At 72.5% G+C, this 25,173-nt stretch carries 18 protein-coding genes and 3 tRNA genes; 11 read left to right on the forward strand and 10 right to left on the reverse strand.

All coding sequences use genetic code 11. The features are described from left to right. Positions 1-258: 258 nt before the first annotated feature. A complete protein-coding gene (locus ACWD10_RS14920) occupies positions 259-1,764 on the forward strand; it encodes an acyl-CoA synthetase (protein ID WP_451090797.1) in 1,506 nt (501 codons plus the stop codon). Then, positions 1,757-3,157, forward strand: coding sequence for a carboxyl transferase domain-containing protein (locus ACWD10_RS14925; protein WP_451090799.1), 1,401 nt, complete (start codon positions 1,757-1,759; stop codon positions 3,155-3,157). Before ACWD10_RS14920 ends, ACWD10_RS14925 begins: the two co-directional genes overlap by 8 nt. A gap of 131 nt (positions 3,158-3,288) precedes the next feature. Here ACWD10_RS14925 and ACWD10_RS14930 read toward each other — a convergent pair whose 3' ends face one another. Further along, positions 3,289-5,073 (reverse strand): hypothetical protein, encoded by a 1,785-nt coding sequence (locus ACWD10_RS14930; protein ID WP_451090801.1) that lies wholly within the window; start codon positions 5,071-5,073, stop codon positions 3,289-3,291. A 629-nt stretch (positions 5,074-5,702) separates the two neighbouring features. Here ACWD10_RS14930 and ACWD10_RS14935 point away from each other — a divergent pair. From ACWD10_RS14935 to ACWD10_RS14945, 3 genes are read left to right on the forward strand one after another with little or no spacing between them, the layout of a single operon-like run. Next, positions 5,703-6,740 (forward strand): rod shape-determining protein, encoded by a 1,038-nt coding sequence (locus ACWD10_RS14935; RefSeq protein WP_451091076.1) that lies wholly within the window; start codon positions 5,703-5,705, stop codon positions 6,738-6,740. A 55-nt stretch (positions 6,741-6,795) separates the two neighbouring features. After that, entirely contained in the window at positions 6,796-7,047 is a 252-nt protein-coding gene (locus ACWD10_RS14940; protein WP_451090803.1) for a CBU_0592 family membrane protein, read from the forward strand. A gap of 40 nt (positions 7,048-7,087) precedes the next feature. Then, entirely contained in the window at positions 7,088-8,794 is a 1,707-nt protein-coding gene (locus tag ACWD10_RS14945) for a sensor histidine kinase (RefSeq protein WP_451090805.1), read from the forward strand. A 104-nt stretch (positions 8,795-8,898) separates the two neighbouring features. Here the strand turns inward: ACWD10_RS14945 and ACWD10_RS14950 are convergent. From ACWD10_RS14950 to ACWD10_RS14960, 3 genes are all read right to left on the reverse strand, one after another. Further along, a tRNA-Ile gene (locus ACWD10_RS14950) sits at positions 8,899-8,972 on the reverse strand. A 177-nt stretch (positions 8,973-9,149) separates the two neighbouring features. Next, a tRNA-Asn gene (locus ACWD10_RS14955) sits at positions 9,150-9,222 on the reverse strand. A 5-nt stretch (positions 9,223-9,227) separates the two neighbouring features. Next, positions 9,228-9,300 (reverse strand) — tRNA-Asn (locus ACWD10_RS14960). Between the two features lie 160 nt (positions 9,301-9,460). Here ACWD10_RS14960 and ACWD10_RS14965 point away from each other — a divergent pair. The 4 genes from ACWD10_RS14965 to ACWD10_RS14980 all read left to right on the forward strand — a co-directional run bounded on the left by ACWD10_RS14965 (position 9,461) and on the right by ACWD10_RS14980 (position 15,084). Beyond that, positions 9,461-9,760: a YtxH domain-containing protein gene (locus tag ACWD10_RS14965; RefSeq protein ID WP_451090807.1), complete on the forward strand. Its 300-nt coding sequence runs from the start codon at positions 9,461-9,463 to the stop codon at positions 9,758-9,760. A 71-nt stretch (positions 9,761-9,831) separates the two neighbouring features. Next, entirely contained in the window at positions 9,832-11,280 is a 1,449-nt protein-coding gene (locus ACWD10_RS14970; RefSeq protein ID WP_451090808.1) for an FGGY family carbohydrate kinase, read from the forward strand. A gap of 142 nt (positions 11,281-11,422) precedes the next feature. Continuing rightward, positions 11,423-13,156, forward strand: coding sequence for an ABC transporter ATP-binding protein (locus tag ACWD10_RS14975; protein WP_451090810.1), 1,734 nt, complete (start codon positions 11,423-11,425; stop codon positions 13,154-13,156). Continuing rightward, entirely contained in the window at positions 13,156-15,084 is a 1,929-nt protein-coding gene (locus ACWD10_RS14980; protein WP_451090812.1) for an ABC transporter ATP-binding protein, read from the forward strand. Before ACWD10_RS14975 ends, ACWD10_RS14980 begins: the two co-directional genes overlap by 1 nt. A 14-nt stretch (positions 15,085-15,098) precedes the next feature. Here ACWD10_RS14980 and ACWD10_RS14985 read toward each other — a convergent pair whose 3' ends face one another. The 6 genes from ACWD10_RS14985 to ACWD10_RS15010 all read right to left on the reverse strand — a co-directional run bounded on the left by ACWD10_RS14985 (position 15,099) and on the right by ACWD10_RS15010 (position 23,040). Beyond that, positions 15,099-15,464, reverse strand: coding sequence for a VOC family protein (locus ACWD10_RS14985; protein WP_451090814.1), 366 nt, complete (start codon positions 15,462-15,464; stop codon positions 15,099-15,101). Positions 15,465-15,518: 54 nt separating this feature from the next. Further along, positions 15,519-16,898, reverse strand: coding sequence for an RNA polymerase sigma factor (locus tag ACWD10_RS14990; RefSeq protein WP_451090816.1), 1,380 nt, complete (start codon positions 16,896-16,898; stop codon positions 15,519-15,521). A 142-nt stretch (positions 16,899-17,040) separates the two neighbouring features. Further along, positions 17,041-18,945 (reverse strand): DNA primase, encoded by a 1,905-nt coding sequence (gene dnaG, locus ACWD10_RS14995; RefSeq protein WP_451090818.1) that lies wholly within the window; start codon positions 18,943-18,945, stop codon positions 17,041-17,043. Between the two features lie 115 nt (positions 18,946-19,060). Continuing rightward, positions 19,061-20,344, reverse strand: coding sequence for an NAD(P)/FAD-dependent oxidoreductase (locus ACWD10_RS15000; protein WP_451090820.1), 1,284 nt, complete (start codon positions 20,342-20,344; stop codon positions 19,061-19,063). A 394-nt stretch (positions 20,345-20,738) separates the two neighbouring features. Beyond that, positions 20,739-22,061 (reverse strand): deoxyguanosinetriphosphate triphosphohydrolase, encoded by a 1,323-nt coding sequence (locus ACWD10_RS15005; protein ID WP_451090822.1) that lies wholly within the window; start codon positions 22,059-22,061, stop codon positions 20,739-20,741. A 94-nt stretch (positions 22,062-22,155) separates the two neighbouring features. Continuing rightward, positions 22,156-23,040 carry a sirohydrochlorin chelatase gene (locus ACWD10_RS15010; protein WP_451090824.1) on the reverse strand — a complete coding sequence of 295 codons (885 nt, stop codon included), beginning with the start codon at positions 23,038-23,040 and terminating at the stop codon, positions 22,156-22,158. A gap of 189 nt (positions 23,041-23,229) precedes the next feature. Here ACWD10_RS15010 and ACWD10_RS15015 point away from each other — a divergent pair, with 189 nt between their 5' ends. Next, positions 23,230-23,934 (forward strand): SanA/YdcF family protein, encoded by a 705-nt coding sequence (locus ACWD10_RS15015; RefSeq protein ID WP_451091078.1) that lies wholly within the window; start codon positions 23,230-23,232, stop codon positions 23,932-23,934. 270 nt (positions 23,935-24,204) lie between these two features. Further along, a complete protein-coding gene (locus ACWD10_RS15020; protein ID WP_451090826.1) occupies positions 24,205-25,035 on the forward strand; it encodes a glucose 1-dehydrogenase in 831 nt (276 codons plus the stop codon). Positions 25,036-25,173: the final 138 nt, after the last annotated feature.

A 25,173-nucleotide genomic window follows, 5' to 3' on the forward strand; every position in this document is an offset into this window, starting at 1 on the left:
GGGGCAGCGTCAGGGGCGGGGGGTGGTGCAGAGGGAATGGAGCCGAGGTGCTGACCGGCCCCGCCGGAACGTGCATCGGCGGCACCGGACAGCCCGGATGGTACGGACCAGATCGGTTCCCGCCCAGGGCGAAGACCGGCCATTCCTGGGGGCTTCGCCCCGACCCCCGTGAACGGGGCTACAGCGCGATGCATGTCCGTACTGACAGGCTGGGCGCCACCACCGGATACCAGGACGCACAGGCAGGAGTGACGAAGCTTGAGTTCCGCACACGCGCCCCTCTTCCCCGGCCTCGCCCCGGGGGCGCCGGGTGGCGACCGCCCCGCCCTGCGCTTCGGCGAGCGCTCCCTGACGTACGCCGAACTCGCCGCCGCGGCCCGCGCCCTGGCCGCCGGGCTCGCCCCTGGAGAGCGGGTCGCGCTGTGGGCGACGCCGAGCCTGGAGACCGCCGTCGGCACGGTGGCCGCGCTGCTCGCCGGGGTACCGGCCGTGCCCCTGAACCCGAAGAGCGGCGAGCGGGAGCTGGCGCACATCGTGGCGGACAGCGCCCCCGCGGCCGTGCTCGCCGCGCCGGGCGATGAACTGCCCGCGGCCCTGGGCGCGTTGAAGCGTACGGATATCGCGGTAGGCGCACCCGTCGCCGCCGACCGCTATGGAGCCGGACCGGAACCCGGACCGGAACCCGACCCCTCCTCCCCCGCCCTCATCGTCTACACCTCCGGCACCACCGGCCCGCCCAAGGGCGCCGTGCTGCCCCGTCGGGCGATCGCCGCCACGCTCGACGCGCTCGCGGACGCGTGGGCGTGGACGGGCGACGATGTCCTCGTGCACGGCCTGCCGCTGTTCCATGTGCACGGCCTGATCCTCGGCATCCTCGGCCCGCTGCGGCGCGGCGGCTCGGTGCGGCACCTTGGCCGGTTCTCGACGGCGGGCGTGGCCCGCGAACTGGGCCCTGTCTCCCCGGGCGGCGGCACGATGCTGTTCGGGGTGCCGACGATGTACCACCGCATCGCCGAGGCCCTGCCCACCGAACCGGACCTGACCGCCGCCCTGTCCGGGGCACGGCTCCTCGTCTCCGGGTCGGCGGCGCTGCCCGTGCCGGTGCACGAGCGGATCGCGGCGGCGACCGGGCGACATGTGATCGAGCGGTACGGGATGACCGAGACCCTGGTGAACACGAGCGTGTGGGCGGACGGCACACCCGGCGCCGACACGGGCACGGTGGGGGTACCCCTGTCGGGCGTGGACCTGCGGCTCGTGGACGAGTCGGGCGCGGTACTGCCGGAAACGGCGGGACCGGAGGAGATCGGCGAGATCCAGGTCCGGGGCCCGAACCTGTTCACCGAGTATCTGAACCGGCCGGACGCCACGGCCGCCGCGTTCACCGCCGACGGCTGGTTCCGCACCGGGGACATGGCCGTCCGCGCGTCCGGCGGCGCCGTCCGCATCGTCGGCCGCAAGGCCACCGACCTGATCAAGAGCGGCGGCTACAAGATCGGCGCGGGCGAGATCGAGAACGCCCTGCTCGCGCACCCCGGAGTCCGCGAGGCGGCGGTCACCGGGGAGCCGGACGAGGACCTGGGCGAACGCGTCGTCGCGTGGATCGTCCCGGCCGACCCCCAACAACCCCCGTCCGCCGACGACTTGGCCGACCATGTCGCCGCACAACTCGCCCCGCACAAGCGACCGCGCGCCGTACGGTTCCTGGCCGAGCTGCCCCGCAACGACATGGGCAAGATCATGAAGAGGTCCCTCCATGCCTGAGCCGCAGCGACGCCGGTCCGCCCGTGCGGCCCTGGCCCTCGCCGTCGATCCTGGAAGCTTCACCGAACTCCGGCCGCACGAGGCCGAGTTCCCTGCCCGTACCGGGTCGTCGGCGGACGGACCGCTCGCCTGGCAGGGATACGGCGACGCGCGCGCCCGTGCCACCGAACGCACCGGCGAACAGGAGTCGGTGGTCTGCGGCACCGCCACCATCGGCGGCACGGAAGCCGTCCTGATCTCCTTCGAGTTCGGCTTCCTCGGCGGCTCGCTCGGCGAGCGCACCGGCGACCGCCTGGTGGCCGCGCACACCCACGCCCGCGCGCACGGCCTCCCGGTCGTCTCGCTGATCGCCACGGGCGGCAGCCGGATGCAGGAGGGCATGCGGGCGCTGACCCAACTCCAGCGCGTGGCGGGCCAGTCCGCGCGTACGGCGGCGGCCGGGCTGCCCCAGCTCGCCGTGCTCCGCGACCCCACGACCGGCGGCGGCTGGGCCACACTCGGCGCCGGGGCCGACCTGATCCTGGCCCTTCCCGGCAGCCAGATCGGCTTCGCGGGGGCGCGGGTGCGTCCGCCGGACGCGGACCCGGCGGCGTACACGGCCGAGGCCCAGCTCGCGGCGGGCGCGGTCGACGAGGTCGTACGACCGGAAGAGCTGCACACGGCGCTGGCGCTGCGGCTGCGGTTGCTGGGCGGCGGCGATCCGGTGGCGCCCGATACGGAACCCGCACCCCCGCCGCCTGCCCTGGGCACGGCAGCGGGGCTCCCGGCCACCGGCTGGGAGGCGGTCACCCGAGCCCGCGCCCCCGAACGCCCCCGCGCCGAGGCCTACTTGGACGCGTACTTCACCGACCGCGCACCCCTGAGGGGCGACCGATGCGGCGGTGTCGACGACGGGATGCTCTGCGGGTTCGGGCTGCACGAGGGGCGAAGCATCGCGTACGCCGCGCAGTGCGGGACCGCGACGAGCCCGGCCGGGTACCGTACGGCGGCCCGCCTGATCCGCCTGGCCGGACGCCTGGGCATCCCGGTCCTGACGCTCGTGGACACCCCCGGCGCCGCGAACGGCCCCGAGGCCGAACGGTCCGGCGCGGGCGCGGCGATCGCCGACCTGTTCGCGGCGGTGGCGGCCGCGCCGGTCCCCGTCACGTCCCTGCTGATCGGCGAGGGCGGCTCGGGCGGCGCGCTCGCGCTCGCCGCGCCGGACCACCTGTGGGCCACCCCGGACAGCTACTTCTCCGTGATCGCCCCGGAACTGGCGGCAGCCATCCTGAAGCGCCCTGCGGACCGGACCCGGGCCACCGCCGAGCACCTACGCCTGCGCCCACAGGACTTGGTGGAGCTGGGGGTGGCGCGGGGAGTGGTGGGGCCCGCTTCCAGCCCGTCCGGCGTTTGAGGACGAGCGCTCCCCCAAGCTCTCAACTGCGTTCGAGCAGGGAGGTACCCCCCTGCGCGATGAAAGCGGGGGTCCGGGGGCCGCAGGCCCCCGGAGCCTCCGGAGGATTTCGGGAAGGGGCGGGGAGGGGCTTAACAACGCCCCCGATAAGCCACCCGCGACAACGGACCGGTCGGCTCCGGGGCGAGGGCACGGCCCCGCAGATGCCCGAGCGCCGCGTCGACGCGTGCCGAGCGGAGCGACTCGTGGTTGGGGGTCAGGACCCGCATCTCCTCCGCGGCGGCCGCGTACTCCCCGGCGGCCAGGTGCTGGTGGGCCAGCTCGATCCGGATCAGCGCGCGGGAGCGCTGCTCGGCGGGCGGGCGCAGCGAGAGCGACAGTTCGAGGGCGGAGACCGAGCGCCGCCGGTCGCCCTCGGCGCGGTGCATCCGCGCCCGCTGGTAGAGCAGGCCCCCGAAGGGGTACGGGCCGTGCTCGTCGTCCTCGCCGCCGTCGATCCAGTACTCCGCGCCGTCCATGTCCTTGGCCGCCCCGGCACCGTCCCCGGTCACCGCCAGGGCGACCGCGCGCTGGCTGAGCAGGAAGGCCCGGGTCCCGGCCCCGGCCAGATCCCAGCCGGTGCCCACCGCGGCCTCGGCCAGGCCGAGGGCGTCGCGGGCGCGGCCGACCTCCAGGGCGAGCACGCTCATGTCGCGCAGCGCCATCGCCTCCGTCACCGGGTCACCCGCCTCCACGGCAAGCGACCGGGACAGCGCGAGCACCCGCTGCGCCGCGCCGTGCGCCAGCTCGTCGGCCCAGGCCCGGCCGAGCATCCGGCACAGCCGGGCGGCCTTGCCCCGGGCCGCCCCGGACAACTCCGCGACGATCAACTCCCGTGCGGCACGGCCCCCTTGACGCTCGAACACGGCAAGCGCGGCCTCGAGCACGGTCCCGGCCGACGCCGCGACGCCACCGGGCCGCGGCACGGGAACCACCCGTCCCCCGTCCGCGCGGCCGGACCCGATCGAATACGGCGACCCCACCACGCGCCCCGCGCGCCAAGCGGCCCCTTCCGAGCCCCGGTACGACAGCCCGCGCAGTCGGCCGAGCCGCCGCGGATCCCGATGTTCCTGCACGAGTTCGGCCAGCTCACGCAGCGCGCCACTGCGACCGGCCGACCGCAGCCCGCGCGTCCGTACGCCGACCGTGCGCGCCATATCGACCGGCTGCCCACCATCCGGCACCGCGGCAGCCGCCTCACCGCCGTCCGCCCCGGCGGCCCCACGCGTCGTCTCCGGCTCACGCCCCCGGAAGGGAGGGCGCGTCGGCCGCGCAGCGTGCGGCGGATGCTCCTGACGACCCGCGCCCGCTACGCCGTACGCCTGCCCATGGCCGTACATCTGCTCACCGCAGTACGCCGCACCCGTACCGCCGTACGCCTCACCAACGAAGCCACGGCCGTACGCCTCACCGCTCCCCTCACACGTCTCGTACGCCTCATACGCCCCACCGAACCCGTACGACGAACTCGCCGCACCCCCCATGTACGCCGAACCGGAACGAGCCCCGGCCGCACTCAGCGCGACCGCCGAGGCCGCCCCGAACCCCCCGGAAGCGCCACCCGCACCGACGGCCGACCCGCCGGCCCCAGCCGCGCCAACGGCCGCCCCTGTCACCTCACCCTCGTCGAACCCCAGCTCCGCCGACGTAACAGCCCGCCCGAGCCGCTTGCTGAAAACCCGTACAAGGAGCTCACGCGCCGCAGGTCGGGGCCGGGTCCCGGCGAGCCAGTGCGAGACGTTCGACCGGTCGCAGGAGATCGGGATGCCCGCCTGCCCGGCGGCGGCGTTCATTGAGCGGGCCAGTTCGGCGCCGTTCCACTGGGCCTCCTCCAGGCGTGCCCGCAGCCGTGCGTTCGGTGTCCTTCGCGCCCGCATACCCCTCCTCATCGCCGTGCCCGGCCCGCGCGTCCCCGCGGGCCGTCGGTCCCGCCCCGTCTCCCAGATCAGGGCGGGACCGATTTCCCTCTCCCCCCAGAGCCACGTGCACCGCCCCCACGACAGTGGCCGCGGCTCTGTTATCACGCGCGTCCTTCCGTCACCTTCGCCAAGCCGGCCGTCGCGCCGGTTTGACACGGTGTACCGAGGTCGCACGGAGGGGAGATTTCCATCCGGACCGTGACCACATCAACACAGCATGTGACCGAGTTTCAACATCAACGGCCAAAAACCAGTGGGGAGTTGAGCACCCCGCCCAGGGATTGCGGGCCATGGCCGTAACGATGGCTTCCGCAAATGGCCGAAGACAGCCGCTCCCTGACACGACCACAGGACCACCCGCCCCGGACGCCACCCTGGACACCGACCGGACGGTCCGTCACCCCCCGTACAGAACACGACCGCGGACTCCCCGTCAGACGAACCACCCGTGCGGGCGCACCCCGCCCGGCCCATCCCACCGCGCACACCCGTCACGCCGCCCGCACGATGCCAAGAGGGCCGCCGCCCGGCGGCCGCTCCACGGTCTGCGCACTCGGGAGGAAACCGCCATGACCGCCATGACCGCCATGACCGCCAGCCTTGAGCAGCTGTCCCGCTGTCACGTCGCCGTCGACCTGGGAGCCGCCCGGACCCGGTTGTACGTGAAGGGGGCAGGTCTGGTCGTCGACGAACCGAGCTGCGCGGCGGTGAACACCCGCACCGGTTCCCTGATCGCGGTCGGTCAGTTCGCGGAGCGGATGATCGGCCGCACCCCCGACTACATCCGCGTCGTACGCCCGGTCTCCGGCGGCTCCATCGTCGACGTCGAGCTGGCCCGGCGGATGGTCGGCCAACTGCTCGACGAGAAGCTGCGCCGCACCCTGCGCCGCAAGCCCCGGCTGCGCGCCGCGGTCTGCGTCCCGCACGACGCCGACCCGATGGCGCAGCGCGCCGCGAAGGAGACACTGGTCGGCCTGGGCGCGCGCCGCGTGGAGCTCGTGGACACCCTGATCGCCGCGGCGGTCGGCTGCGGCCTGCCGGTGCAGCGCCCGGAGGCCACCATGATCCTGGTGTGCGGGGCGGCCACCACCCAGGTCGCGGTGCTCTCGATGGGCGCGATCGTGACCGCGGAGCGGATGCCGGTGGGCGGTGACTCCATTGACGCGGCGATCGTCCAGCTCCTGCGCCACCAGCACGACATCTTGCTGCCCAGCCAGTCCGTACGCCCGCTGCAGCTGGCCCTGTGCGGCGACGGACTGACCGCGCAGGACTCGGAGTGCACCGAGATCCATGGCCGGGACGTGGCCACCGGGCTCGCCCGCTCCGTGCAGGTGGAGACCGCCGCGGTCCGGGACGCCATCCATACCCCGCTCACCTCGATCCTTGACGGCATCGGCAAGGTCCTGCGCACCTGCCCGCCCGACCTGGTGGCCGACCTCGCGGACCGCGGCATCACGGTGGTCGGCGGCAGCGCGCTCCTGCCCGGCCTCGACCAGATGCTGCGCAGCGCCACGAGCATGCCGGTGACCATCGCGGAGCGCCCGGACACCTGCGCGGTGCTCGGGCTCGGCGCGATGATGGAGGGCCGGATGGCGCCTGCGGATCTGGAACCCCTCCCCGAGTGAGCGCCTCCGGGAAGCCGTTCGGGACGTCCCTCGGGAAGTGACGTACGCCGTGTACATGTCCCTGCAACTCGTCGGTGCCGTACTGATCCTGACGTCGTTCGTCCTCGCCCAGGCGGGTCGGCTGCCGTACGGCTCGGCGGGCCATCTCTGGCTCAACTTCGTCGGCTCCTCGCTCCTCACCATCGACGCGGTGGCCGAGGAGCAGTGGGGTTTTCTCCTTCTTGTGGGGGCCTGGGCGCTTTACGCCCTGCTCGGTCTGGTGAACTGGGCCCGCGGCAGGCCGGTGACCGGCCAGGAGTCCGCGTGACCGACGCGACACCGGCGGGACCGAGGGCGGGGCAGCAGGCATGACGGAACCGGAACCTTCACCAGGAACTTCACCAGGACCTTCACCGGAAGCAGCCGTACCGCGCGCCCCGATGCTCCTGGAGGCCGTGCTCAGCATCACCACCGACCTCGAACTGCGCGCCACCCTCCAGCACTTGGTGGACGCCGCGGCCGAGCTGACCGGCGCGCGGTACGGCGCCCTCGGCGTCCTCGACCCGGAGCTCCCCGCACACCGTCGCCTCACTGAACTCTTCACGACCGGCATGGACGACGCGACCCGCGCGGCCATCGGCCGGCTGCCCAGCGGCGACCAGGGCGTGCTCGGCGCCCTGGTCGCCGACCCGCGGCCGCTGCGTCTGACCGATCTGACGGCCGATCCGCGTTCCTGCGGCATGCCCCCGGGCCACCCGCCGATGCACAGCTTCCTCGGCGTCCCGGTCCGGGTCCGCGACGAGGTCTTCGGGAACCTCTACCTCACCGAGAAGCGCGGCGGCCCCTTCACGCGGGAGGACGAGCAGCTCGTCCGCATCCTCGCCGCCCAGGCCGGTATCGCGATCGGCAACGCCCTGTTGTACGAGTCGGCCCGCACCCGGGAGCGCTGGGTCGAGGGCGCCGCCGCGGTCACCACGGCGCTGCTCAGCGGCGACCCGCCGGATGACGCCCTGATGGTGGTGGCCGAGCAGGCCCGGCGGCTCGCCGACGCCAGCGCCGGGGTGATTCTCCAGCCCACCCCGGAGGGCGGCATGGAGATCGTGACGGCGTCCACGCACGGCGACCCGGCGGCCCTGGTCGGCACCACGATCGCCCCGGGCAGCCCGGTCCTCGAGCAACTCCTGGGCGGCGAGCCCGTGTTCGTCGACGACTCGGCGACCGACCCGCGCATGACGACCCCGGTCCGCAAGCGCTTCGGCCCGAGCATGCTGCTCCCGCTGCGCTGCACCCTGCCGGGCGTCCCGGGCCCGGACGCGGCGGCGGGCAGCCTCGCGCTGCGCGGCGACCCGGCGGCCCCGGGCGCCCTCGACGGGACGGGCGAGACGGGCCGCCTCATCGGCACCCTGGCCCTGCCCCGCGCGCGCGGCGCCCGCGCCTACACGCCGGAGGAGCGGCAGTTCGCCACCCAGTTCGCCTCGCAGGCGGCGCTCGCCCTGGTGCTCGCCGAGGCCCGGCAGCGGCGGGAGCGGCTCGCGGTGTACGAGGACCGCGACCGGATCGCCCGCGACCTGCACGACCTGGTGATCCAGCGGCTCTTCGCCACCGGCATGATGCTGGAGTCCACAAAGCGCCGCGAGCAGGTCCCGGAGGTGGGCGACACCATCGGCAAGGCCGTCGACGAGCTGGAGTCCACCATCCAGGAGGTCCGCACGGCGATCTTCGCCCTGCAGCAGCCCCCGGCCGACCTGCCGACGAGTTTCCGCAGCAAAGTGCTCCGCGAGGCGACGGGCGCCACCCCCGCCCTGGGCTGCCGCCCGTCCACGCACTTCGCCGGCCCGGTCGACAGCCGCATCGACGACCGTACGGCCGCCCGCCTGCTCACCGCCCTGCGCGAGGCCCTGTCCGCGGCATCCCACCGCTGCGGGGTCTCGCAGGTCCGCATCACGGTCGACGCCGGGGCCGTGCTGCCCGACGGCGGCGAAGGCGTACGTCTGACGGTCCACGACGACGGCGACACGGACGCCCCGACGGATCCGGCCGGGGGCACCACGGTCACGTGGCAGGCCCCGCTCTAGTACCCATGCGTGACGGGGCCCGCGGTGGCTCGATGCCGTCGCTCCGCGCCACGTAGCCAGTGACCGAATCCAGGTCCCATCGTTTCTGCAACGAGGGACGGGAGTGGGGCGGGTGGGACTCGAACCCACGGCCGACGGATTATGAGTCCGCTGCTCTAACCGGCTGAGCTACCGCCCCAAAGCGGCGTGTCGCGTACACATGTACGCGCCGTCTGCCGCAGCATAGCCGCTCATTCGATCTCCTGCGTCGGATGGTCGGCTCTGCACACTGGCCACGCCCATGAGGACTGCGCCGACGCATGCGCGGTTCCACCGGAAACGAAAAAGGACCCCGATGGGGTCCCTTTCCGTGAAGCTCTCCCGACTGGACTCGAACCAGTAACCTGCCGGTTAACAGCCGGCTGCTCTGCCAATTGAGCTACAGGAGACCGAGCTCCCCCGACTGGACTCGAACCAGTAACCTGCCGGTTAACAGCCGGCTGCTCTGCCAATTGAGCTACAGGGGATCGACCTGCCGCAGCGACGTCACCTACCGATGTCACCTGCCTGGGGTTTCCCGGGCGGCGCGCGCTCGCTGCGACACATACATTAGCGCAAGCAGGGGGGTGCTCCGCCAATCGGTATCGGGCACGCGCCCTGATCGGACGCCGGCGAAGGGTGGCAGCCATGCGATACAAGCTCACGTTCGTGGCCGGGGTGGCCCTCGGGTACGTGATCGGGGCCCGGGCGGGGCGCGAGCGTTACGAGCAGTTGAAGAAGTCCGCCAAGGAGATCGCCGAGAACCCGGCGCTGCGGAACACCGTGGAGTCCGCGTCGCAGACCGGCCGCGATGCCGCGGGCAAGGCCTTCGAGGCGGTGAGCGCGAAGGTCGGCGACCGGATGCCGGACTCGGTGGCCCAGCGGGTGCGTTCGCTCCGCGAGAAGGACCAGAACGGCGAGGACGACTGGGGCACCAGCAACACCTGACCCCCGTCGAGGACCGTCGGCGGCAGGACTCCGGGAGCCGGGCCCGGCGGCGTAGGGCAAAATCGTCTGCCATGGGGATAGTCGCCGGGCTCGACAGCTCGTCCGAGGCAACACGCATCGTCGTCTGTGACACGGACACCGGTGCCGTGCTCAAGCAGGGTTACGCAGCGCATCCGGGCGGGGGCGAGGGCGTCAAGCCGTCGGATGTGGATCCGGAGGCGTGGCTGCTCTCGCTCGGTGAGGCCGCCGGCGGGGGGCTCCTGGAAGGCGTGCAGGCGATCGGGGTCTCTGCGCAGCAGAACGCCGTGGTTCCGCTCGACGCGCAGGGCGCCACCGTGCGTCAGGCGATGGTCGGCGGCGACAAGCGGGCGCAGGTCGCCGCCGTCGATCTGATCGACGCGCTCGGCGGGCGGGGCGCCTGGGCCGAGGCCGTCGGCGTCGTACCACAGGCGGCGCAGCCCGTGACGAAGCTGCGCTGGCTGGCGCGGAACGAGCCGGAGGCGGCGCAGCGGACCGCGATGGCCCTTCAGGCCCACGACTGGCTGGTGTGGCAGCTGCTCGGGCGGCCCGCGCGGCGCACCGCCGACCGCGGCGGGGCGTCCGGCACCGGCTACTGGTCGGCGGCCACCGGGGCGTACCGCCCGGATCTGGTGGAGCTGGCCGTCGGGCACCAGCTCGGGCTGCCGGAGGTGCTCGGCCCGGCCGAGGCCGCCGGGACCACGCCCGAGGGGCTGCTGATCTCGGCGGGCACCGGGGAGACTCAGGCGGCGGCGTTCGGGCTCGGGATCGGGCCCGGGGACGCGGTGGTGTCGCTCGGCGCGTCCGGGTCCGTGATGGCGGTGCACCACGAGGCGCTGCCGGACGCGCACGGCATGATCACCTCGCTCGCCGATGCGACCGGGATGCATCTGCCGGTGGTGCACACGACCAATGCGGTGCGGGCGCTGCGCGGGACGGCGGAGCTGCTCGGGACCGATCTCGAGGGGCTTTCGCAGCTCGCGCTGAAGTCGACGCCCGGTGCGCACGGGCTCGTACTCCTTCCGTATCTGGAAGGTGAGCGGACGCCGAACCTGCCGCACACCGCGGGGCTGCTCAGCGGTCTGCGGCGGGAGTCGATGAAGCCGGAGCATCTGGCGCGGGCGGCGTTCGAGGGCATGCTGTGCTCGCTCGTGGACGCGCTCGATGTGCTGCGCGGGCGGGGTGTGGAGGTGCGCCGGGTCTTTCTGCTCGGGCCCGCGGCCGAGCTGCCCGCGGTGCAGGCGGCCGCGCCGACGCTGTTCGGGGCGCAGGTCGTCGTCGTACAGCCGGCCGAGTACGCGGCGATCGGCGCGGCCCGGCAGGCGGCCTGGGCGCTCGGCGTCGCGCAGGGCACCCTCGACGCGCAGCGGCCGCCGGCCTGGCAGGGCGCGGAGGCGCAGGTGTTCGAGGTGGGCGAGGAGCTGGCGGTCGGTCAGGCGGTGCGGCAGCAGTACGTGGCGGTGCGGGAGCAGGCGCATCCCGGAGCCTTCGAGTCCGCTTAACCCGTCCGTTTGAGCCGGTCCGCGCGGCCGCAAGGTTCTTGACCGTCGCTTGAGTTATTCGGTTGAGCCTGGGACCGGGACCTGTCGCAGGATGGGGACGAACGTCTGAAACGTTGCCTCCGGCTACTGCGATGGGTATCGCGTGCTCATACGACTCCTGCGGACGCATCTCGCGCCGTACAAGAACTCCATAGGCCTACTCGTGGCACTGCAGTTCCTCCAGACCTGCGCCACGCTCTATCTGCCCACCCTGAACGCCGACATCATCGACCAGGGCGTCGTGCGCGGGGACACGGGTTACATCCTCGGCTACGGCGCGATCATGATCGCGGTCACCGTGGTGCAGGTGGTGTGCAACATCGGCGCCGTGTTCTACGGCGCGCGGACCGCGGCCGCCCTGGGACGGGACGTCCGGGCGGCGATCTTCGACCGGGTGCAGTCGTTCTCGGCGCGCGAGGTGGGGCAGTTCGGGGCTCCCTCGCTGATCACGCGTACGACCAATGACGTCCAGCAGGTGCAGATGCTGGTGCTCATGGCGTTCACGCTGATGGTGTCGGCGCCGATCATGTGTGTCGGCGGCATCGTGATGGCGCTCTCCCTGGACGTGCAGCTGTCCTCGGTGCTCATCGGGGTGGTGCCGGTCCTTGGGATCGCCGTCAGCCTGATCGTGCGGCGCCTTCGGCCGCTGTTCCGCACCATGCAGGGGCGGCTCGACAAGGTGAACCAGGTCCTGCGCGAGCAGATCACCGGCAACCGTGTGATCCGGGCCTTCGTACGGGACGCGTACGAGAAGGAGCGGTTCAAGGGCGCCAACTCCGGGCTGACCGAGGTGTCCCTGGGGACCGGGCGGATACTCGCGCTGATGTTCCCGATCGTCATGACCGTGGTGAACGTGTCGTCGATCGCGGTGGTGTGGTTCGGGGCGCACCGGATCGACGGCGGCGGCATGGAGATCGGGGCGCTCACCGCGTTCCTCGCCTATCTGATGCAGATCGTGATGTCCGTGATGATGGCCACCTTCATGTTCATGATGGTGCCGCGCGCGGAGGTCTGCGCCGAGCGGATCGAGGAGATCCTCGATACGTCGTCCAGTGTGGTGCCGCCCACCGCGCCCGTGCGGGAGCTGCGGCTCCACGGGCAGCTGGAGATCCGCGGCGCCGGGTTCGCGTATCCGGGGGCCGAGGAGCCGGTGCTCAAGGGGATCGATCTGGTGGCCCGGCCCGGCGAGACGACGGCCGTGATCGGGTCGACGGGCAGCGGCAAGTCGACGCTGCTCGGCCTGGTGCCGCGGCTCTTCGACGCCACGGAGGGCGATGTGCTCGTCGACGGCGTGGACGTACGCACCCTCGATCCGGCGCTGCTCGCCCGCACCGTGGGCCTCGTACCGCAGAAGCCGTATCTGTTCTCCGGGACCGTCGCGACCAATCTGCGGTACGGCAATCCGGACGCGACCGACGACGAGTTGTGGCACGCCCTGGAGGTGGCGCAGGCCAGGGACTTCGTGGAGCGCCTGGAGAGCGGGCTCAACTCGCCCATCGCGCAGGGCGGTACGAATGTGTCCGGCGGGCAGCGGCAGCGGCTCGCGATCGCGCGGACCCTGGTGCAGCGCCCGGAGATCTATCTCTTCGACGACTCCTTCTCGGCCCTCGACTACGCGACGGACGCGGCGCTGCGGGCGGCGCTCGCCCGTGAGACCGCCGAGGCGACCGTCGTCATCGTGGCCCAGCGGGTCTCCACCATCCGGGACGCCGACCGGATCGTGGTCCTGGACGAGGGCCGGGTCGTGGGCGCCGGGCGGCACCACGAGCTGATGGACACCCATGAGACCTACCGGGAGATCGTGCTCTCCCAGCTGACGGAAGCGGAGGCAGCCTGATGGCCGGGCCGGCAGGGCGGATGATGGCCGGGGGCGGCCCCGATCAACGGTCGATGGACTTCAAGGGCTCGGGCAAGCGGCTGCTCGCCCAGTTCCGGCCGCAGCGGTTCACGATGTACGCGATGCTCGGCGCCGTCGTGGGGAGCGTGGCGCTCTCCGTGGTCGGCCCGAAGATCCTCGGCAAGGCCACCGACCTGGTCTTCGCGGGCATCGTCGGGCGGAACATGCCCGAGGGCGCCTCCAAGGAGCAGGTGCTCGACGGGATGCGGGAGCGGGGCGAGGGCGGCGTCGCGGACATGCTGTCCGGCGCGGACTTCACGCCCGGCGAGGGCATCGACTTCACCGCGGTCGGTGAGGTGCTGCTGCTCGCGCTCGTCGTGTTCCTGGGCGCCGGGCTGCTGATGGCGGTGGCGACGCGCCTGGTGAACCGGGCCGTGAATCTGACCGTGTTCCGGATGCGCGCCGACGTACAGGAAAAGCTGTCCCGGCTGCCGCTCGCGTACTTCGACAAGCGGCAGCGCGGCGAGGTGCTCAGCCGCGCCACCAACGACCTCGACAACATCGGGCAGACGCTGCAACAGACGCTCGGGCAGCTGGTCAACTCGCTGCTCACCATCGTCGGCGTCCTCGCGATGATGTTCTGGATCTCGCCGCTGCTCGCGCTCGTCGCGCTGATCACGGTGCCGCTGTCGTTCGTGGTGGCGACCCGGGTGGGCAAGCGGTCGCAGCCGCACTTCGTGGAGCAGTGGAGGTCCACGGGCAAGCTGAACGCGCACATCGAGGAGATGTACACGGGGCACGCCCTGGTGAAGGTCTTCGGGCGGCAGGACGAGTCGGCGGCGGCCTTCAAGGAGCAGAACGAGGCGCTGTACGAGGCCTCGTTCAAGGCGCAGTTCAACAGCGGGGCGATGCAGCCGCTGATGTTCTTCGTGTCGAATCTGAACTATGTCCTCGTGGCCGTGGTGGGCGGGCTCCGGGTCGCGTCCGGGGCTCTTTCGATCGGCGACGTACAGGCGTTCATCCAGTACTCGCGGCAGTTCTCGATGCCGCTGACGCAGGTCGCGTCGATGGCGAACCTGGTGCAGTCCGGGGTCGCGTCCGCCGAGCGGATCTTCGAGCTGCTCGACGCGGAGGAGCAGGAGGCGGATCCCGTACCGGGCGAGCGGCCGGAGCGGCTGCGCGGGCGGGTCGCGCTTGAGGGGGTGTCCTTCCGGTACGAGGCGGACAAGCCGCTGATCGAGGACCTGTCGTTGGCGGTGGAGCCGGGGCAGACGGTCGCGATCGTCGGACCGACCGGCGCGGGCAAGACCACGCTGGTCAATCTGCTGATGCGGTTCTACGAGGTGACCGGCGGGCGCATCACGCTCGACGGGGTCGACATCGCGAAGATGTCCCGGGACGAACTCCGGTCCGGCATCGGCATGGTGCTCCAGGACACCTGGCTGTTCGGCGGGACGATCGCGGAGAACATCGCGTACGGGGCGGCCAAGGAGGTCTCCCGCGAGGAGATCGAGGAGGCGGCCCGGGCCGCGCATGCCGACCGGTTCATCCGGACCCTGCCCGACGGGTACGACACCGTCATCGACGACGAGGGCACGGGCGTGAGCGCGGGCGAGAAGCAGCTGATCACCATCGCGCGGGCGTTCCTGTCGGACCCGGTGATTCTCGTGCTCGACGAGGCGACGAGTTCGGTGGACACCCGGACCGAAGTGCTCATCCAGAAGGCGATGGCACGGCTCGCTGACGGTCGTACGTCCTTCGTGATCGCCCACCGGCTCTCCACGATCCGGGACGCGGACACGATCCTGGTGATGGAGGACGGGGCGATCGTCGAACAGGGCAACCATGAGGCGCTGTTGGCGGCGGACGGGGCGTATGCGCGGCTGTATCAGGCGCAGTTCGCGGCGGCGGTGGCCGAGGTGGACTGAGCGGTACGGCGGGATTACGGCGTCGACTTGTCGACCACGCAGAAGCGGTTGCCCTCGGAGTCCGCGAGCACGACGAAGTCGGCGTCCGGCGGGTACTGCCAGCCCATGACCTGTACCGCTCCGGCGGTCAACAGGCGGTCCACTTCCGCCTGTTGGTCGTCGGCGTACAGGTCGATATGGACCCGCGGCCGCGCCTCGGCCGGAGACTCGCTGGTCTGCAGGGCCAGGTGCGCGCCGGACGCACCCTCCGGCGGCACCAGGACCACCGAGTCCTCGATGGGCCCGGGATCACGCGGTACGTAGCCGAGCGCCGCGCTCCAGAAGGCGCAGGCACGTCGGATGTCCGTCACTCCAAGGACGGTCGTTCCCAAGGTCAGCATCGCTCCAGCCAACCACGGAGGCCCCGGCTGTGGCGGTTACGCGTCAGGTGTGTGTCAGTCGAGGTAGCCCCGCAGCTGGTCCGCGAAGGCGTGGTCGCGGAGCTTGTTGAGGGTCTTCGACTCGATCTGGCGGATGCGTTCGCGGGTGACGCCGAAGATGCGGCCGATCTCCTCCAGGGTGCGCGGGCGACCGTCGGCCAGGCCGTAGCGGAGCTGCACGACCTTGCGTTCGCGCTCCCCGAGGGTGGAGAGGACCGCCTCCAGGTGCTCACGGAGCAGCAGGAACGCCGCCGACTCCACGGGGCTCGCCGCGTCACCGTCCTCGATGAGGTCGCCGAGCGCCACGTCGTCCTCCTCGCCCACCGGGGCGTGCAGGGAGACCGGCTCCTGGGCGAGGCGCAGGACCTCGCTGACCCGCTCGTGGCTCAGGTCGAGATGCGCGGCGACCTCTTCGGGCGTGGGCTCGTAGCCCCGCTCCTGGAGCATGCGGCGCTGCACCCGGACCACCCGGTTGATCAACTCCACTACGTGGACGGGCACCCGTATGGTGCGGGCCTGGTCGGCGAGCGCGCGGGACATGGCCTGGCGGATCCACCAGGTGGCGTACGTCGAGAACTTGAAGCCGCGCGCGTAGTCGAACTTCTCCACGGCCCTGATCAGGCCGAGGTTGCCCTCCTGGACGAGGTCGAGCATGGTCAGTCCGCGGCCGACGTACCGCTTGGCGACGGAGACCACCAGGCGCAGGTTCGCCTCGATCAGGCGGCGCTTGGCCATCCGGCCCATTACCACCAGCTTGTCCAGATCCAGGGCGAGTTGGGTGTCCAGATCGGGGGCGCGGCGGAGCTTCTCCTCGGCGAACAGACCGGCCTCCACGCGGCGGGCGAGCTCGACCTCCTCGGCGGCCGAGAGCAGCGGGATGCGGCCGATCTCGCGCAGGTACTGGCGGAACAGATCGGACGAGGGGCCGCCGAGGTCGGGCCGCAGGGTGCGGGGCGGCTCCGGCGCGTCGGGGGGCTCCTGGGCCTCCGACGGCTCGTCGGCAGGGTCGGGCGGGCCCGGCGGGTCGGGCACCAGCCGTGCGCCCTCCGGCGGTACGGGCAGGACCTCGGGGTGGTGGACCACCCGGGTCTGCGGCGGTACTGCCGTGATCACGTCGGCGTCGGCGGCGTCGGCGCCGCCGTCACCGTTCTCGTCAGCGACTGCGTTGGCCGTGTCGGCCGTGTCGCCTGCGTGTCGCTGGGTCAACGTCCGGGTCTGGGTCTGCACGGGGGCGACCTCCAGGGTGATCGCTGCCGCATCAGGGATGTGCGGCAGCGCTACGTCAGGGGCGGTGTCGGCGGCCGCGCCGCCGTCCGTCCCGTGTTCGATGAGCGGATCCGCGGTGTCGCCGGGCCCACGCCCGGTGGGCCGGCCGCGCTCCGAGGACTCAGGCACCGCCCCCAGTGTGGGGTACGACACATCTCTGCCACGAGGGGCATGCGGTGACTTTTTGAGTCCGGTCCGTGACCGCGCGGTTACCCACTCCGTAAACCCGTATACGGGTTCGGGTGCCGTCCCCCGCAGGGGTGACGTATGCCTACAGGGCGGCCGCGCCGCGCTCCCTGAGGGATCTGCCGTACTGCTGGAGGACCCACAACTCGTTCTGCGCGGCGGCCAGTTGTTCCGGGTCGCCGTGCTGCCCGAGGCGGGCGAGGCTGCCCTGGAGATCGCGGACGCGGCGGTCGACGGCGCGCAGCCGGACCTGGACGAGCTGTTCGCCCGCGTACACCTCGTCGACCGTGCGGCGCAGGATCGCCTCCACGGCCAGCTCGGTGACCATGGCGCGCACCAGGTCGTCAGGCGCGGCCTCCCTGACCCGGGTGAGATAGCCGGAGGGGTCCTGGATGCCGGGCTCGGCGCCGCCCGCGTACTCGATGGCCGTGCGCACGGCGGCGTACGGCGGCGCGGTGAACTCGTCCGCGCCGTACGCGTCGAAGGCCGGGGCGACCAACTCGGGGCGCTGCAGGGCGAGTTTGAGCAGCTCGCGCTCGGTGCGGTGGGCGGGGCTGCGCAGGTTGAGCGCCGGACCGCTGGGGGGCCGGGGCGTTTCGGCGTACGCCTGCGGGGTCTGGTTCCTGGACGGCCCTGCGGGGCCTCGGCCGCCGCGCTCGCGGGCCCAACGGGCCAGCTGGGCCACGCGCTTGACCACGAACTGGGTGTCCAGAATGCCGAGCATCCCGGCGAGCTGGACGGCGACCTCGTGCTGCGCGGCGCTGCTCTTGATCCTGGCGACCACCGGCGCGGCCTCGTCGAGGGCGGCGGCGCGGCCCGCCGGGGTCTCCAGGTCGTACCGGGCGACGATCTGGCGGAGCGCGAACTCGAAGAGCGGGGTGCGGGGTTCGACCAGGTCGGCGACGGCCTCGTCGCCCTTGGCGAGGCGCAGCTCGCAGGGGTCCATGCCGTCGGGCGCGATCGCGATGTATGTCTCGGCGGCGAACTTCTGGTCGTCCTCGAAGGCGCGCAGGGCGGCCTTCTGCCCGGCCGCGTCGCCGTCGAAGGTGAAGATCACGCGGGCCGAGCCGTTGTCCATGAGCAGGCGGCGCAGGATCTTGATGTGGTCGCCGCCGAAGGCCGTACCGCTGGTGGCGATGGCGGTGGTGACCCCGGCGAGGTGGCAGGCCATCACGTCGGTGTAGCCCTCGACGACGACCGCGCGGGAGGTCTTGGCGATCTCCTTCTTGGCGAGGTCGATGCCGTAGAGGACCTGGCCCTTCTTGAAGATCGGGGTCTCGGGCGTGTTCAGATACTTCGGGCCGTTGTCGTCGTCGCGGAGCTTGCGGGCGCCGAAGCCCACCACGTCGCCCGCGACGTCCCGGATCGGCCACATCAGGCGGCCGCGGAAGCGGTCGATGGGGCCGCGGCGGCCCTCCTGGGAGAGGCCGGAGAGGGTGAGCTCCTTGTCGCTGAAGCCCTTGCCGCGCAGATAGCGGGTGAGGTGGTCCCAGCCCGCCGGGCTGTACCCGACGCCGAAGTGCGCGGCGGCGGCCTGGTCGAAGCCGCGCTCGGCGAGGAACTTGCGGCCGATCTCGGCTTCGGGGCTGCTGTCCAGCTGCTCGACATAGAACTGCGCGGCGATCTTGTGGGCCTCGATCAGGCGGATGCGCTCGCCGCGCTGGTGCGTGGGGTTGTACCCGCCCTCTTCGTACCGCAGCGTGATGCCCGCCTGGGCGGCGAGGCGCTCGACCGTCTCCGAGAAGGTGAGGTGGTCGATCTTCATCACGAAGGCGATCGTGTCGCCGCCTTCCTGGCAGCCGAAGCAGTGGAAGAGCCCCTTGCTCGGGCTGACCTGGAAGGACGGGGACTTCTCGTCGTGGAAGGGGCACAGGCCCTTCAGGTTGCCGCCGCCCGCGTTGCGCAGTTGCAGGTACTCGGACACGACGGCGTCGATCGGGACCGCGTCCCGTACCGCCTTCACGTCCTCATCATTGATCCTGCCGGCCACGCGCCAAGTCTACGGTGGCGCTCTGACACCCCGACCTGCCCCGTGATCTTTTCCGGCCGGGGGTCCGGGGGTTGTCCCCCGGGAAATGCAGCACGGGCCACGTGTGACAGTCCTGTCAGGTGTCCAGGAGGCTCTCCAACGGGACCGTGGGATCGGCCAGGCGTTCCTGGTTCGGGCGGGCTCCGGTCTTGATCAGGTCCTGGATGGGCCCGGTCACGTCCCAGACGTTCACGTTCATGCCCGCGAGCACCCGGCCCTCGGCGAGCCAGAAGGCGATGAACTCGCGCTTGCCCACATCGCCGCGGAGCACCACTTGGTCGTACGCGCCCGGGGGTGCCCAGCCCGAGTACTCCAGGCCCACGTCGTACTGGTCGGAGAAGAAGTACGGCACCCGGTCGTACGTCGTGTCCTGGCCGAGCATGGCGCGGGCCGCCGACGGGCCGCCGTTGAGGGCGTTGGCCCAGTGCTCGACGCGGAGGCGGCGGTCGTGCAGCGGGGTGTCCCGGTAGTGGGCGAGGGGGGCGGCGGCCACGTCCCCGGCCGCGTAGATGTCCGGGTCGGAGGTGCACAGGCGGTGGTCGACCGCGATGCCGCCGCCGTGCTCCCGGTCGACCAGGGCGAGCCCGGCGGCCTCGGCGAGCGCGGCGCGCGGGGCGGCGCCGATGGCGGCGAGCACGCCGTGCGCGGGGTGTTCGTCGCCGTCGTCGGTGCGGGCGGCGAGCACCATGCCGTCCTGCCCGGTGATCTCGGTGAGGCGGGCGCCGAAGTGGAACCGGACGCCGTGCTCCCGGTGCAGATCGGTGAAGAGCCGCCCGACCTCGGGCCCGACCACCGCGTGCAGCGGGGTGGGTTGCGGCTCGACGACGGTGACCTCGGCGCCGTACTCGCGGGCCGCCGCGGCGACCTCGAGGCCGATCCACCCGGCACCGGCGATCACCAGGTGGCCGTTGTCCCGGCCGAGGGAGGCGAGGACGCCCTTGAGGCGCTCGGCGTGCGCGATCCGGCGCAGGTGGTGCACGCCCGCGAGGCCGGTGCCCGGAATGTCCAGGCGGCGCGGCTCGGCGCCGGTGGCGAGAAGCAGCTTGTCGTAGCGGACGACGGTGCCGTCGCCGAGACGGACCGTCTTGCGGTCCCGGTCGATGGCGACGGCGGGCAGTCCGAGGTGGAGCTCGATGTCGTGCTGCGCGTACCAGGCGGGGTCGTGCACGAAGACGCTGTCGCGTTCCTCCTTTCCAAGGAGGAACCCCTTGGAGAGCGGCGGCCGTTCGTAGGGGTGATCGCGCTCGTCACAGATGAGGATCACTCGGCCGGTGAACCCCTCGGCGCGAAGGGTTTCGGCCGCCTTGGCCCCGGCGAGCCCGCCACCGACGATGACGAACGTCTGATCCGCGTCGACCACTTGATGCCTCCTCACAACCTTGCCGCCACGTGCGGGGCGCCCGCGTGTGACTCCCTCGCCATCTGCGAGCGTCCCGCACGGAGCGTAATGGGGGAAGGGGCCGGGCGGCGGACGTGGCTCGATCACACCACGCCGGGCGGCGGGTACCGGTCAGGTCCTCTCCCTCGGATCAGCCCGGCGCTTCGGACGACGGTGCTGGTCGTGTGGCCCGAGCGGGGTCTGGTGCGCTCCGCCGCTACGCGGCTCCGCCTCGCCTCTTTGATTCATCCTTTGGATGGCGAGCAGCAGCTGCAAGGCGGAGGATTGAGTCGACGCGGAGCGTCGGCGATTGACGACAACGCTGCAGATGGGCGTGCCAGACCCCGCGTCGCCGGGATGATCCGAGGGAGAGGGCCTAGTCGCGGCGGCCGGTGAGCCGGGCGTGCAGGGAGCGTGCGGAGGCGTCCGTCAGGGCGGCGATCTGGTCCACGACCACGCGCTTTCGGGCCAGGTCGTCGGGCGCGGCGTCGAACAGGGCCCGGAACTGCGGCTCCAGGCCCTCCGGTGCGCGGGCGGTGAGCGCGGCGGCGAGTTCGGCGATGACGACACGCTGGTCGGCACGGAGCCGTTCCTGCTCGTCACGCTGCATGACATAGCGGTCCGCGACGGCCTTCAACACCGCGCACTCATGGCGTGTTTCGATCGGTACGACGAGCTCGGCGGTATAGCGCGTGAGCCTGCCGTTCCCGTACGTCGCGCGCGTGGCGCCCTCGGCGGCAAGACAGAACCGGCCGATGAGCTGGCTGGTGGCGTCCTTGAGGCGGGCCTGCGCGACCGCGGTGCCGTCGTAGCCGTGCGGCCACCACTCCTGGTCGAGGAGCCGGTCGAGGGCGGCGGCGAGCTCGGCCGGGTCGGTGTCCGCGGGCACATAGCGGCCGAGGGCGACGGCGAAGATGTCCCGCCGCTCGGGCTCCGCGTGCAGGCAGTTGGGGTCGATATGGCCCGCGTGCAGGCCGTCCTCGACATCGTGCACCGAGTACGCGACATCGTCGGACCAGTCCATGACCTGCGCCTCGAAGCAGGCACGGTACGCGGGGGCACCCTTGCGGATCCACCCGAACACCGCCCGGTCGTCCTCGTACACGCCGAACTTCCGCGACTGCGGGTCGGTGGGGTGACCGCCACGCGGCCAGGGGTACTTGGTGGCGGCGTCGAGGGCGGCGCGGGTGAGATTGAGCCCTACGCTGACGGGTTCGCGGGAGGCTTCGTCCCGTACGAAGCGCTTGGGTTCGAGGCGGGTGAGGAGCCTGAGGGAGTGCGCGTTGCCCTCGAAGCCCCCGCAGTCCTCGGCGAATTCGTTGAGCGCCTGCTCGCCGTTGTGCCCGAAGGGCGGGTGCCCCAGGTCGTGCGCGAGGCACGCGGTCTCCACCAGATCCGGATCACAGCCGAGCGAGGCACCCAGCTCCCGGCCCACCTGCGCGCACTCCAGGGAGTGGGTCAGGCGGGTGCGCGGACTGGCGTCCCACGCCAGACTGCGCGCCCCGGGCGTGACGACCTGCGTCTTCCCTGCCAGGCGGCGCAGCGCGGCGGAGTGCAGCACGCGGGCGCGGTCACGCTGGAAGGCGGTACGGCCGGGACGCTTGTCGGGTTCGGGGGCCCAGCGCTCGGTGGCGGCGGGGTCGTAGGGGGCCAGGTCTTCGTACGGGGCCGGGGTGGCTTGCGGTGCGGTGCCTTCCATTTCATCGACAGTAGCCGCTGACCACTGGGGCATGGGGTTCGGCTGCGTCCGGCCTGGGCCGGGGGCCGCTCAGGGCAGGTCCGATGGGTCCTGCTCAGCCCGCGACGGCCAGGTGGGAGTGCGCTGCGGTCTGCGTGGCCACGGCATCGTCGTACCGCCGAAGGAGCAGTCGTACGACGGCGGGGTGCGTGCCCAGCGGGGCCGACGCGAGCCAGGGTGCCGCGGCCGCGGATTCGGCGGCGAACCGCCCGGGCGCGGTGAAGTACGAGGCGACCGCGACCCGGTCACGCCCCCGCGCGGCAAGCGTCCGTACGGCCTCGGGCACGGTCGGCGCCGCGGCGGACGCGTACGCGGGTTTCACCGGAACCCCGAGGCGGCGGGCGAGCGCCGCGGCGGTGCGCCGGGTGTCGGCGATGCCCTCAGGATCGCTGGACCCGGCGGCCGCGAGGACGATGCCGCTGCGCCGCCGCACCGGCTCAGGCAGCCGCCCGCCCGGCCAGCCCGCCTCCACAAGGCGTGCGTGCAGCGCCTCGGCGAGCAGCGGGTGGGGCCCGAGCGGGGCGGCGATACGGGTCTCGAGGTGCGGGGCGGCCGCGGCGGCCTCGGGCAGGTCCTGTTTGATGTGGTAGCCGCGGCTGAGGAGCAGCGGAACGAGGACGGCGCGGCCCGGGTCGAGGTCACGGAGGGTGTCGCCGAGCAGCGGCTCGTTGAGCTCGATATGGCCGAGGCGTACGGGCAGGCCGGGGCGTTGCGCGCGGAGGCGGTCGAGCAGTGCGGTGACCGTGGCCAGGGTGCGCGGGTCGCGGCTGCCGTGGGCGACGAGGACGAGAGCCGGGGCGGGGGCTGTCGGGGCGGGGCGCGGGCGGCTGCGGCCGCTGAGGTCGAGGCGGCTGAGGCGGCTGTCGAGCTCGCTGGTGATCCGGTCCATCAGCTGGGCCGCGCTGGCGTGGGCGTCCTGGTCGTCTCTGGGAGCCGTCATGCACCAAGGCTGGCCTGCGGAGGTTGCCAGCGGATTGCACGGTGATGTCGGTGGGTTTCCTCTGGGCTCACCAGGAGGCGGTGCGCACTGTGACCGGACTGTGGCGGGACCGCGGGGGCGTTGTCAGTGCCGTCACTTACGGTGAGATGCACGAGGTGGGGATTGAGGCAGCGAGGCGACGGGGGCGTGATGGACGTACGGGGGTGGCTGTCGAGGGTGCGGCCGCCGCGGGAGTGGCTGCCGCGGACGCGGCGCGGGCGGCGGCGGGCCGTGCAGGCGCTGATGCTGGGCTGCGTCCTTGCGCTGCTGCCGGCGACCTGGACACACGCGGTGACCGAGGGCCGGGTGGGGACGGTCGCGCAGGCGCCGCGGGAGCGGGTCGCGGTGGTGTTCGGGGCGGGCCTGTGGGACGGCGAGCCGTCACCGTATCTGGCGCACCGCCTGGACGCGGCGGCCGAGCTGTACCACGCGGGCCGGATAGAGGTCGTCCTGGTCACGGGGGACAACGGCCGGGTGGAGTACGACGAGCCGGACGCCATGCGCGCCTATCTGACCGAGCGCGGCGTGCCGGACCGGCGGATCGTCAGCGACTACGCGGGCTTCGACACCTGGGACTCGTGCGTCCGGGCCAAGAAGATCTTCGGCGTGGACCGTGCGGTCCTGATCAGCCAGGGCTTCCACATACGCAGGGCGGTCGCGCTGTGCCAGGCCGCGGGCGTGACGTCGTACGGCGTCGAGGTCGCCGAGGCACACGACGTGACCTGGTACTACGGCGGCGTGCGAGAGCTGTTCGCCTCCGGGAAGGCGGCGCTGGACGGGGTGTTCAAGCCGGACCCGCGGTTCCTCGGGGAGCGGGAGAACGGGGTGCGGGAGGCACTGGCGTCACGGCGGTGACCGTGACGGGTGGCCTGTGACCGGTTTTGCCGTGTCGCCGGTTTTGCCGGGGGCTGAGTGCCTTGACCGGTGGCCGAGGTCTGCGCTTGTCCGGTGGCCGAGGTCTGCGCTTGACCGGTGGCCGAGGTCTGTCCTTCTCCGGTGGCCGAGGTCTGCCCTTGTCCGGTACCGGCTGGCACACTGACGCGGGCGTGCGCGATATGCCGAATAGTTATATGGGGCACGGGAGTTGAGGCGGAGCCGGAGCCGGAGAGGGAGTGAGCCAGGGCCATGTCCACCGACGTGAACAGCGCCGAGCCCGAGCAGGCCAAGCGCGCCAAGCAGGCCGAGCGACGGGGTACCGATCTGGGCGGCAAGGTCGTCGTGATCACCGGGGGTGCCCGGGGTCTGGGCGCGGCGACGGGCCGCGCCGTGGTCGCCCAGGGCGGCAGGGTGGTCGTCACCGACGTCCTGGCGCAGGAGGGCGGGGCCACGGCGGCCGAACTGGGCGACGCGGCGCGGTTCTTCCGGCACGACGTCACCAGCGAGGCCGACTGGCGGGCCGCGCTCGACTTCGCGGTGGCCGCGTTCGGGCGGGTGGACGGCCTGGTGAACAACGCGGGCGTGGCCACGGGGCAGCTGCTCGAGCAGGAGACCGTCGACGACTTCCGGCAGGTGATCGAGATCAACCTGGTAGGGGTCTTCATCGGCATCAAGGCGGCGATACCCGTACTGCGGGAGCACGGCGGCGGCTCGATCGTGAACATCTCCTCGGCCGCCGGACTCACCGGGCTGCCGCTCACGGCGGGGTACGGCGCGTCGAAGTGGGGCGTGCGCGGCCTGACGAAGATCGGCGCGGTGGAGCTGGCCGAGGCCCGGATCCGGGTGAACTCGGTGCACCCCGGGATGACGTACACCCCGATGACCGCGGACCTCGGCATCCGGCCGGGCGAGGGCGGCTACCCCGGCACTCCGATGGGCCGGGTCGGGATCCCGGAGGAGATCGCGACGGCGGTGACCTTCCTCCTCTCGGACGCGGCGAGCTATGTGACGGGGGCGGAGCTGGCGGTGGACGGGGGGTGGACGGCTGGGCCGACGCTTCGGGCTCTGACCGGCGTGTGACCGTCGTCCGCCATGCCGCCCCGCGCCGGGGCGCCGCCTGCGCAGCCCGCGCCGGGGTAGCCGGGCCGTCCGTACGCGCACCCGGCGCCGGGGTGCCGCTGCGCCCACCCGTGCCGCCCTGCGGCACGACTGCCCGCA

Source organism: Streptomyces sp. NPDC002851 (assembly GCF_053591935.1).

What these genes read in the sequence shown, in the direction of transcription:
- ACWD10_RS14925 (WP_451090799.1), top strand. Translation starts at nt 1,757, where the DNA reads ATGCCTGAGCCGCAGCGACGCCGGTCCGCCCGTGCGGCCCTGGCCCTC.
- ACWD10_RS14930 (WP_451090801.1), bottom strand. Translation starts at nt 5,073, where the DNA reads ATGCGGGCGCGAAGGACACCGAACGCACGGCTGCGGGCACGCCTGGAG.
- ACWD10_RS14935 (WP_451091076.1), top strand. Translation starts at nt 5,703, where the DNA reads ATGACCGCCAGCCTTGAGCAGCTGTCCCGCTGTCACGTCGCCGTCGAC.
- ACWD10_RS14940 (WP_451090803.1), top strand. Translation starts at nt 6,796, where the DNA reads ATGTCCCTGCAACTCGTCGGTGCCGTACTGATCCTGACGTCGTTCGTC.
- ACWD10_RS14945 (WP_451090805.1), top strand. Translation starts at nt 7,088, where the DNA reads ATGACGGAACCGGAACCTTCACCAGGAACTTCACCAGGACCTTCACCG.
- ACWD10_RS14965 (WP_451090807.1), top strand. Translation starts at nt 9,461, where the DNA reads ATGCGATACAAGCTCACGTTCGTGGCCGGGGTGGCCCTCGGGTACGTG.
- ACWD10_RS14970 (WP_451090808.1), top strand. Translation starts at nt 9,832, where the DNA reads ATGGGGATAGTCGCCGGGCTCGACAGCTCGTCCGAGGCAACACGCATC.
- ACWD10_RS14980 (WP_451090812.1), top strand. Translation starts at nt 13,156, where the DNA reads ATGGCCGGGCCGGCAGGGCGGATGATGGCCGGGGGCGGCCCCGATCAA.
- ACWD10_RS14985 (WP_451090814.1), bottom strand. Translation starts at nt 15,464, where the DNA reads ATGCTGACCTTGGGAACGACCGTCCTTGGAGTGACGGACATCCGACGT.
- ACWD10_RS15005 (WP_451090822.1), bottom strand. Translation starts at nt 22,061, where the DNA reads ATGGAAGGCACCGCACCGCAAGCCACCCCGGCCCCGTACGAAGACCTG.
- ACWD10_RS15010 (WP_451090824.1), bottom strand. Translation starts at nt 23,040, where the DNA reads ATGACGGCTCCCAGAGACGACCAGGACGCCCACGCCAGCGCGGCCCAG.
- ACWD10_RS15015 (WP_451091078.1), top strand. Translation starts at nt 23,230, where the DNA reads ATGGACGTACGGGGGTGGCTGTCGAGGGTGCGGCCGCCGCGGGAGTGG.
- ACWD10_RS15020 (WP_451090826.1), top strand. Translation starts at nt 24,205, where the DNA reads ATGTCCACCGACGTGAACAGCGCCGAGCCCGAGCAGGCCAAGCGCGCC.